Annotated in this window: 3 protein-coding genes; 2 read left to right on the top strand and 1 reads right to left on the bottom strand. The window is 46.3% G+C overall.

Features of this window, described 5'->3' with window-relative positions; translation table 11 throughout:
- Positions 1 to 47: 47 nt before the first annotated feature.
- On the bottom strand, positions 48 to 8900 hold the full coding sequence (locus tag LMH68_RS22020; protein WP_413755921.1) for a VCBS domain-containing protein: 8853 nt from the start codon (positions 8898 to 8900) through the stop codon (positions 48 to 50).
- Positions 8901 to 9133: 233 nt separating this feature from the next.
- On the opposite strand from LMH68_RS22020, the gene LMH68_RS22015 reads away from it, so the two are divergent.
- Complete coding sequence (locus LMH68_RS22015; protein WP_229648414.1) at positions 9134 to 9598, top strand: hypothetical protein; 465 nt, start codon at positions 9134 to 9136, stop codon at positions 9596 to 9598.
- 99 nt (positions 9599 to 9697) lie between these two features.
- On the top strand, positions 9698 to 11140 hold the full coding sequence (locus LMH68_RS22010; protein WP_229648416.1) for a TolC family protein: 1443 nt from the start codon (positions 9698 to 9700) through the stop codon (positions 11138 to 11140).
- Positions 11141 to 11151 lie beyond the last annotated feature (11 nt).

Raw genomic sequence — 11151 nt, 5'->3', positions numbered from 1 at the left:
GAGCACATGCCGTGCTCCTTTTTTTATCTAACCGAAGGGGTGATGTTCTAGTTATTTGGGTCTATGTCAGGCAGTCCGTCAACGTCATTATGATGGTGTAAAGAATCATCAATAGATGGGTTATCGGTATGGTGAGACAGCCCATCACTCATACCATCGTCAGTTTGCTCAGCCCCATAAGCACTCTCGGCATCACTGAAAATGATATCGATATCATGCGCTACTGGTACATTGTGTGACGGTGAATCTATAGACGGCGAGTCAGCATTAATACCCAGAGCGTCTAGGTAAGCATGGGCACCAGAACGCTGTTCGTGTTCGCCTATCGCTGTATGTTCTAGGTTTGCCGTCACCTCATCAAAATTAAGAGTAACTTCATCAGGGGTGCTGAAAGAGGCATCCGGTTCATCCGCTTGGCTCATGCCGGGTGCTGGAGGAGGTGATGGAGCGATTGGCGATAAATCCATGCCAGTTAGTGTGGTTTGGTCAATGTGATGTCCGCTGTTTCCATGGACGGATTGCGAGTGCAAATGTAGGTGCACCGCGACTTGTGAGTTTTGATCGCCTCCTAGGGTTAAAACAAACGAGTCGGTTTCGTCTGTACCACTACCGTAAGAGCCTCCTGTATGTGTCTTAACGACGCCTGATGAAGTTTGTTGGTAATCGTAACTCAACTCTCCGGTTGCAGGATTGACATGCAAAGTACCAAATTGACCGTGTAATGTAGTGAGAGAGTGTCCGTGGTGATCTGATATTCCCCAGCCTGTCATTGGCGTAGGCGTTCCTTGGTGAATAATTGGAGGAATTCCGATTGAGGCATGCAGGTCCTGATTGCCTGCACTGCCGGTAATTTTTGCAGGGGCAACTAGGGTTGGCATTGGTGGAACATCGCTGTGTCCATCAATGCGCATTTCAACTTCTTGAGTTGTAATGCCCCCGTGTCCATCATCGACTAATAGAGAAAACTTATCGGTCAATTGTTCACCATTATTTAAAGCATTAACATGGCTATTGCTGTTATTAAGTGTGTAGACCCAAGTTTGTGTATTGCTATTATAGGTAACAGAACCATACTGTGGCTGATGTTGGCTATCAATACTGACAGAATGTTGATCGCTATGATCAACATCGCTGATAATAATTTGCCCAGAGGTCGCATTTGCAGCATCTTCATCAATGTTATGTGCACCTGCGATAGCTTCAGAAACTGTTGGTTTATCATTAGTGCCATGCACATTGATGGTAATAATTTGTTTATCACCACCAGCGGTCGTTACTTCATATTGAACCTGCTCGACTTGCCCTGCCGCTAAGTGCTGAATATTGGCATTGGGAACCGAATAAGCCCAATCACCGGCTTTTCCAATGGTCAGATGACCGCCATAGGGATCACTGACCGCATGGGCATTACGAGTGGCGTAAAAATGATCTTCACTGGCATCAGGATCGATAACATTCAACACGCCAGTGACAAATATCGTATGTTGAGCATCACCTTGTACATGGCGATCTTCTGTAATTTGACCGCTTTTATCTCCGGTGAAGATCGCAGCATCGCCAGCTGCCGAGAGCGTCGTTGATGCGCCAGTGTGGGTCACACCACCGTGAGCATCTTTAACGTCATAGCTGAAGTGTACATCGCCGTTATAGTCTTTTTCTGGGGTAAAGGTAAATGTGCCATCGGCATTTAACGCAATAGCACCATGGTCAGCCTGTAGGTTTTCAATGGATAATTTGCCAATATCGTTGTCGTCAACATCGCTAGAATTGGCCAGTAGCTGTGCTGGGGTGAGGACTATTTGGGTATCTTCCAAGCCATTCGCTAAACGCACTTCAGCCGATGCGACGGGAGCATCATTGGTGCCATGAACGGTCACTGTAATATCTTTTTTAGCACTGCCATCGATAGATTCAACGGTAAAGGTTTGCTGGAAGCTTTCCCCTGCGCCTAAATGTTGGACTTTATCATTGTCAATGTTGTATGACCAATGGCCTTGTGCGTTGATATTGAACTGACCACCTTCGGTGGTGGTGATGGTTTGTGCGATAAAACCGGCTTGGTCGTGATCCGGGTCAATGACCTGTAACGTGCCACCACTGCTGAGCTGATTGGTGGTATTGCCAAAGGAAGTATGATCTTCGTAAACATGATTATTTAGGCTGGAGTAGGGCGTCACTGCAATTTTTGCTTGGTTATCTTCACCGGTCACTTTCACCATAATGGTGAGCTTCTGACCATCAGTGGTTTCGACTTCGTAGGGGAGCTCCATCGACTCGCCAGCATGTAGGCTACTGATTAGATCGTCCGGATGATGATTGGTACCAGCATCTAATTTGAATTGATAAGTGCCATTAGGCCAAACATCAAGGTGACCAGGTGCAAAACCTTGACCTAAATACTTCCCGCTAAATACAAACTGAGTGTTATCGCCACTATCAGGGTCAATCAGCTGAAGCTGGCCTCTATAGGATTTAAATTCGCTATCCAGCGCTTGTGTTTCAGTGAGCTGAATGACATTAGAAACCAGTGTGGCTTTATCATCTGTCCCGGCAATCGTAAGCGTGGCGGTTTGTTGCGTACTTCCACCATGGCCATCTTCTACTTGATAAGTGATAGCGATTTGTTGCGACTGACCATTGGCCAAATGGTTAAATGCGGGATTGGTGGCATCAACAATTAATGTATGACCATCAGTATCTAAGGTAATGCCCGTTGGACGTTGGCCCGACTGAGGTTGACCATCGATGGCATATTCAAGGTGACTGATGGTTAAAGCGTCGCCGTCTTTGTCTGTGGCACCTACTAGCAGATTGAGGGTGTGATGATTATCGGCCCCCTCACTGACACTGTCGGTTAAAGGCGTCACATCAGGGGTGTCGTTAACCGCAGCTAAGTTGGTGGTTGCACCTGTATGTGTAATACCACCGTGGGCATCCTTAACGTCATAGCTAAAGTGTACATCGCCGTTATAGTCTTTTTCTGGGGTAAAGGTAAACGTGCCATCGGCATTGTTTAGAATGGATCCATGGTCAGCATGCAGGTTTTCAATGGTTAGTTTACCGGCGTCATTGGAATCCACATCGACGGTATTCGCTAACAGTTGCGCGGTGGTTAAGGTTTGGCGTGTATCTTCACTGCCATTTGCAAGCACCACTTCAGATGAACAGTAAGGTCTGTCGTTACTGCCGTGAATGGTGATGACAATATCGTGTGTTGTACCATCTTTTGAATGGACTGTAATCGTATCGGTTAAGCTTTGCCCTTCACCAAGTTGGTCAATTGCAGTGCCACGCGTTGTGGGTCTAGCACCTATACCTGATAGATGCCCGGCATCGGCATGGTAATGCCAGGTGCCATCGGTGAGTAAGATTAGATCGCCATAGGTGCCGTGATAGTCGTAACCATTGCTGCCTTGGCGTTCAAATCCTGACTCGCCTACATCGGGGTCTGTGATGGTCAGCTTGCCATCAGCATAGAGTGTTGTATTGCCAAGTGTGGCGATGCCTGAGTGAGCATAGTCGGGTGACATGTCGACACCCGCGCTGTTTTCGGTTATTGAACCAGTATCAACGCCAGCGATTTGGGCTTTATCGCCAACAGCCGAGAGCGTCGTTGATGCGCTAGTGTGGGTCACACCACCGTGTGCATCCTTAACGTCATAGCTGAAGTGTACATCGCCGTTATAGTCTTTCTCTGGGGTAAACGTAAACGTACCATCGGCATTGTTTAGAATAGAGCCATGGTCGACATGGAGGTTTTCAATGGTTAGCTTACCGGCGTCATTGGAATCCACATCGACGGTATTCGCTAATAGTTGCGCGGTGGTTAAGGTTTGGCGTGTATCTTCACTGCCATTTGCAAGCACCACTTCAGATGAACAGTAAGGTCTGTCGTTACTGCCGTGAATGGTGATGACAATATCGTGTGTTGTACCATCTTTTGAATGGACTGTAATCGTATCGGTTAAGCTTTGCCCTTCACCAAGTTGGTCAATTGCAGTGCCACGCGTTGTGGGTCTAGCACCTATACCTGATAGATGCCCAGCATCGGCATGGTAATGCCAGGTGCCATCGGTGAGTAAGATTAGATCGCCATAGGTGCCGTGATAGTCGTAACCATTGCTGCCTTGGCGTTCAAATCCTGACTCGCCTACATCGGGGTCTGTGATGGTCAGCTTGCCATCAGCATAGAGTGTTGTATTGCCAAGTGTGGCGATGCCTGAGTGAGCATAGTCGGGTGACATGTCGACACCCGCGCTGTTTTCGGTTATTGAACCAGTATCAACGCCAGCGATTTGGGCTTTATCGCCAGCTGCCGAGAGCGTCGTTGATGCGCCAGTGTGGGTCACACCACCGTGAGCATCTTTAACGTCATAGCTGAAGTGTACATCGCCGTTATAGTCTTTTTCTGGGGTAAAGGTAAATGTGCCATCGGCATTTAACGCAATAGCACCATGGTCAGCCTGTAGGTTTTCAATGGATAATTTGCCAATATCGTTGTCGTCAACATCGCTAGAATTGGCCAGTAGCTGTGCTGGGGTGAGGACTATTTGGGTATCTTCCAAGCCATTCGCTAAACGCACTTCAGCCGATGCAACTGGCGCATCATTGGTGCCATGAACGGTCACTGTGATATCTTTTTTAGCACTGCCATCGATAGATTCAACGGTAAAGGTTTGCTGGAAGCTTTCCCCTGCGCCTAAATGTTGGACTTTATCATTGTCAATATCGTATGACCATTGGCCCTGTGCGTTGATATTGAACCGACCACCTTCGGCGGTAGTGATGGTTTGTGCGATAAAACCGGCTTGGTCGTGATCCGGGTCAATGACCTGTAACGTGCCACCACTGCTGAGTTGACTGGTGGTATTGCCAAAGGAAGTATGATCTTCGTAAACATGATTATTTAGGCTGGAGTAGGGCGTCACTGCAATTTTTGCTTGGTTATCTTCACCGGTCACTTTCACCATAATGGTGAGCTTCTGACCATCAGTGGTTTCGACTTCGTAGGGGAGCTCCATCGACTCGCCAGCATGTAGGCTACTGATTAGATCGTCCGGATGATGATTGGTACCAGCATCTAATTTGAATTGATAAGTGCCATTAGGCCAAACATCAAGGTGACCAGGTGCAAAACCTTGACCTAAATACTTCCCGCTAAATACAAACTGAGTGTTATCACCACTATCAGGGTCAATCAGCTGAAGCTGGCCTCTATAGGATTTAAATTCACTATCCAGCGCTTGTGTTTCAGTGAGCTGAATGACATTAGAAACCAGTGTGGCTTTATCATCTGTCCCGGCAATGGTAAGCGTGGCGGTTTGTTGCGTACTTCCACCATGGCCATCTTCTACTTGATAGGTGATAGCGATTTGTTGCGACTGACCATTGGCCAAATGGTTAAATGCGGGATCAGTGGCATCAACAATTAATGTATGACCATCAGTATCTAAGGTGATACCTGCGGGGATTTTCCCTGCCTGAAGTTGACCATCGATGGCATATTCAAGGTGACTGATAGTTAAAGCGTCGCCGTCTTTATCTGTGGCACCTACTAGCAGATTGAGGGTGTGATGATTATCGGCCCCCTCACTGACACTGTCTGTTAAAGGCGTCACATCAGGGTTGTCGTTAACCGCAGCTAAGTTGGTGGTTGCGCCGGTGTGGGTCACACCACCGTGTGCATCCTTAACGTCATAGCTGAAGTGTACATCGCCGTTATAGTCTTTCTCTGGGGTAAACGTAAACGTACCATCGGCATTGTTTAGAATAGAGCCATGGTCGACATGGAGGTTTTCAATGGTTAGCTTACCGGCGTCATTGGCATCCACATCGACGGTATTCGCTAATAGTTGCGCGGTGGTTAAGGTTTGGCGTGTATCTTCACTGCCATTTGCAAGCACCACTTCAGATGAACAGTAAGGTCTGTCGTTACTGCCGTGAATGGTGATGACAATATCGTGTGTTGTACCATCTTTTGAATGGACTGTAATCGTATCGGTTAAGCTTTGCCCTTCACCAAGTTGGTCAATTGCAGTGCCACGCGTTGTGGGTCTAGCACCTATACCTGATAGATGCCCAGCATCGGCATGGTAATGCCAGGTGCCATCGGTGAGTAAGATTAGATCGCCATAGGTGCCGTGATAGTCGTAACCATTGCTGCCTTGGCGTTCAAATCCTGACTCGCCTACATCGGGGTCTGTGATGGTCAGCTTGCCATCAGCATAGAGTGTTGTATTGCCAAGTGTGGCGATGCCTGAGTGAGCATAGTCGGGTGACATGTTAACGCCAGCAGTATTTTCAGATATAGAGGCAGTATCAACGCCGCCAATAATAGCCGCATTATTTGTCCCATTGACGGTAATAGTAACTTGATGTGGCGTGCCATCGCCAGAATGAACGGTGATGATGTCAGTGGTTTTTGAACCTTGCGCTAACGCTTGCACGGTTGGGTTTGTATTGTCTAAATCATAGGTCCAATCACCGTTATCTTTAAGATGTAGGGTACCTAATTGACCTGCGATATCGGTATTTGAGAAGTGCGCTTCGCCTGTATCGGTATCAGTAATAGTCAGAGTCCCAGACGTTTGTAATTGCGACTCTTCCGTTACCGCACCAGAGTTAGTGCCTGCAATCACAGCTTTGTCATTAGTCCCATTTACAGTAACAGTGATTTGATGTGGCGTGCCATCGGCAGAATGAACGGTGATGATGTCAGTGGTTTTTGAACCTTGCGCTAACGCTTGCACGGTTGGGTTTGTATTGTCTAAATCATAGGTCCAATCACCGTTATCTTTAAGATGTAGGGTACCTAATTGACCTGCGATATCGGTATTTGAGAAGTGCGCTTCGCCTGTATCGGTATCAGTAATAGTCAGAGTCCCAGACGTTTGTAATTGCGACTCTTCCGTTACCGCACCAGAGTTAGTGCCTGCAATCACAGCTTTGTCATTAGTCCCATTTACAGTAACAGTGATTTGATGTGGCGTGCCATCGGCAGAATGAACGGTGATGATGTCAGTGGTTTTTGAACCTTGCGCTAACGCTTGCACGGTTGGGTTTGTATTGTCTAAATCATAGGTCCAATCACCGTTATCTTTAAGATGTAGGGTGCCTAATTGACCTGCGATATCGGTATTTGAGAAGTGCGCTTCGCCTGTATCGGTATCAGTAATAGTCAGAGTCCCAGACGTTTGTAATTGCGACTCTTCCGTTACCGCACCAGAGTTAGTGCCTGCAATCACAGCTTTGTCATTAGTCCCATTTACAGTAACAGTGATTTGATGTGGCGTGCCATCGGCAGAATGAACGGTGATGATGTCAGTGGTTTTTGAACCTTGCGCTAACGCTTGCACCGTTGGGTTTGTATTGTCTAAATCATAGGTCCAATTACCGTTATCTTTAAGATGTAGGGTGCCTAATTGACCTGCGATATCGGTATTCGAGAAGTGATCTTCGCCTTTATCGGTATCTGTAATAGTCAGAGTCCCAGACGTTTTCAGTTGCGACTCTTCAGTTACCGCCCCTGAATTTGTACCTGAAATAACAGCAGTATCATTAGTGCCATTAACGGTAATAGTGACTTGATGTGGTGTGCCATCGGCAGAGTGAACAGTGACGATGTCTGTTGCAGTTGAACCTTGGCCAAGTCTTTGAACTACTGGGTTATTGTTGTCTAAACTGTATGTCCATGCACCGTCTTTGGTGATGCTTAGCGTACCGAAATTACTAGTCACTTGTGAGGCTTGAAAGTGGTCCTCTCCAAGATCAGAGTCCGTTACCGAAAGCTGCCCTTGAACTTGTGTCGTTAAATCTTCAGTTAACGTGCCAGCATCCACACCCGTAATTACGGCATTGTCGTCGTTTCCGCCAATCGTCATATCGATCGTTTGCGGTGTGCCATCTTTGGTGTGAATTGTGAAACTTTCATGCAGTGAAGTGGCTGCGGTTAAAGCTTGAACATTAGAGAGCGAGTTATCAACTTGATACTGCCAATGTCCATCAGCATCGATAGTTAATGAACCATATTTACCTGAGATAACTTCCGGCGTAACCGAACTTTCATTTTGGTCAGGGTCTATGACATCGATTTTGCCGTTCGCATGTAACAAGCCTTGTGAATCAATATTGTGATCTTCTGTTACCACTCCTGTTAAGTCTCCAGAAATATTTGGCGTGTCTTGCTTACCTGTTACCGGTATCTGAACAATGATGCTCGAGCCGTTAGATAGATGTAACGCAAAATGATCAGTACCTGGTTGGTGCTGGTTTAACAGGATGTATTGAGGAGAATTTGGATTCAATACGAATGTGTATTGACCATTTGCATCAACATGAAGCTCTCCGTAGGTACCTTTTATGACTTCTGGCATAAAGGTGACGGGTAAAGCGGGTGTCGTCGGCGCATTTGAATGAGTCGGCTGACCGTTACTTCCTGAGGAGATAGTCGGCATCGATACCGAAGGAATGTAATGGACTTGCGGGTGAGAAAGCGTCGACAAATGATGAGAAGGAACCAAGTTAGAGCTCGAACCATGGGCGGCATGACTTGCACTTAAGGTTGAGTTTACGTCGTTGTCACTCGCCTGAGCGTCTTGGAGAGCAACCGCTGATGAGTCCGCCTTGCTATGGTCATCGGTGACATCTTTTTCGGTCACGTTATTTGCGGTTACTTGATCTGCAGCGTCGCTGGCATTGTCTATACTTTCTGCAGCAGCGTGTTTAGCCAATGATGGCAAAATCATCATGAGTGACTGAAAAAGTGGGATATTCACTTTTAGATGTGAATGCAGTCTGCGCTTCTTTTTTTGTGTTGGTTTCTTTTGTTCTAGCTCGTTACTTTTCTTATTTTTGATTTCTGTATTTTTCTTGTTTGCTTCGACGTTTTTTTTGTTAGCCATTTTTATCATCCGTGAATCGTGGTTGCACTATCTTAAGTAAAATACACAGATAGAGGTTTCGCTAGCTAATTGGATAATTTTTAAAGAAAAAACTGCAAAGTCGAAGAATTATCTCATTTTGATGAAAGAGAGGATGAATACTTTTTCAACGGTCAGGTAAATATCGGCACAATGGCATTGACCTTACCCTAAGGGGAACGTTTATAGTTGCGTTGTAAATTCAAAGGTAAACTATGACAAACACATTCCGAAAAACTTGGATTATTGTTTTCAGCATCATTGCGATGTTGATGTCTAGCTATGCCTCAAGCTCCTCAGCCTTGATGACTGAAGTAATGATGATGGAAATGGGGTCGAGCAAGTCGGCTTGTTACCACAGCGATACTTCGGTTAATGATTCAATGGCAGGGTGTTATGTGATGAGTGAAGAAGTACACGCTGAAGACTCTAACATGAGTGCCCATGCTTTGATGGCTCAATTCGATATGTCTTCAATGAGCGAAGACGGCAGTCCGATGATGGGTAACCATTGTTCGAGTGCCGATTGCTGTGCCTCAATGTGTTCTGCAAGTCCCTATCCAATCCAGGCTGTTCAAGCCGTTGATCAACTTTCCTTTTCATTAGCTCGTTTTCAATCGGTCACGATTGGCCAGAAAGTCGCACGCGCTCAATCTTTGCTACGCCCACCTTCCGCATAAATCTATATCTAAAAATACAGCTATATCAGTTAGATAAATCTGATAAGCCATTCTTTTTTATGCGCTAATTAGTGCTAGATATGGACATTCATTGTGAATATGAAACCAACAACCTCTGTGTTTGTCATGAACACGAGCTTAGTGGTTGCTGCTGCCTTGCCTATGGCCTTGTTTTCAAGTGCTACGCTCGCGGCTACCACGGCGTCAGCTTCAAATGCTCAACACATTTCAGCACATGACCAAGCAAGCTCGACGCAGCAACTCAATACACTGATTGAGATTGCTTTAAGCGAAGATGGAAATCGCAAACAGTACTTTGCTCAGTCTCAAGCGATGCGAGAAACGGGCATTGCCAGCTCGACCTTAATGGACCCGAAATTGAAAGTTGGATTTGGCGGTTTGCCTGTCGATAGCTTTCAATTCGACGAAGACCCGATGACCAATATATCGGTAGGGCTGATGCAGCAGTTTGAGCGTGGCGATACGCTTAACCTTCAACAAAAAAAGGCAGGCCAACAGGCAGATGCTTTAGCTTTGCAGGTGCAAGCAAGAGAATTGACGGTTGCGAATAGCATGACGCAGCTTTGGCTTAAGTTAGGTTATCAGCAAAAGGCTGAGTCGGTGATTCGTCAAAATCGTCGTTTGTTGGTTGAGCTTGAAAACTATGTACAAACCAATTACTCGATTGGTAAAAGCGAAGCGCAAGATCTGCTTAATGCTCAGCTCCAAGTGAGCAAGCTTGATGAGAAACTTCAGGCAAACCAGCAGGTTCAGCGTCGTCTAATCTCTCAGCTTTCTGAATGGTTGGGTTCTGATTGGCTAGGCTCTCAGGTTCTTGATTCTCAGGGCACACTGAATGCAACTAACCAAATCGATTGGTCGTTGTTGGAAAGCAAATTAGCGACCAATATCGATTCAACCAAGCACTACCAGCTACTGACTGACCATCCTTTGGTTAAGATCTCCGATGTCAGTATTTCCTCCAATCAAACTCAGGTCGAGTTAGCCGAGCAAGCTTATACCCCGCAGTTTGGGGTGGAAGTGATGTATGCACACCGTCAAGCCAATAACATGGCGGGTGAACCTGCTTCTGATCTGGTGAGTGCTTATCTGACAGTCGACATCCCGCTGTTTACAGGGAGCCGACAAGATAAGAACTTATCGGCTGCTCAGTATCAAGTTGGTGCGGCCAAATCTCAAAAAGACACCTTACTTTCCCAAATGAACGCGCAAGTGAACGCATTGCTGGTGGACAGATCAAATCTGATCCAGCGATTAGATCGCTATCAAACGTCCTTGCTTCCTCAAACCGCAGCCCAAATCAGCGCGGTTGAGAGGGGCTATCAAAACAATACCGCTCAGTTTAACGATGTCATTTTAGCAACGATCGATGAGCTGGCGCTTAAGTTAGAGCAACAACGTTTGATCACCGATCTCAACATCGTTAACAGCAAACTGGCGGCGTTAGTCAGTGGCTTTGAATACCAAGTAAACCAACCACAACTCAGCTCAAGCGCAACTAAACACACAGCCAATCAATAAGGGAATAGACA

Origin of the sequence: Vibrio sp. F13 (genome assembly GCF_020806305.2) — a bacterium.
Lineage (GTDB): Bacteria > Pseudomonadota > Gammaproteobacteria > Enterobacterales > Vibrionaceae > Vibrio > Vibrio crassostreae_C.
The sequence above is the reverse complement of the archived record's forward strand: the minus strand, read 5'-3'. Positions and strand labels throughout refer to the sequence as shown.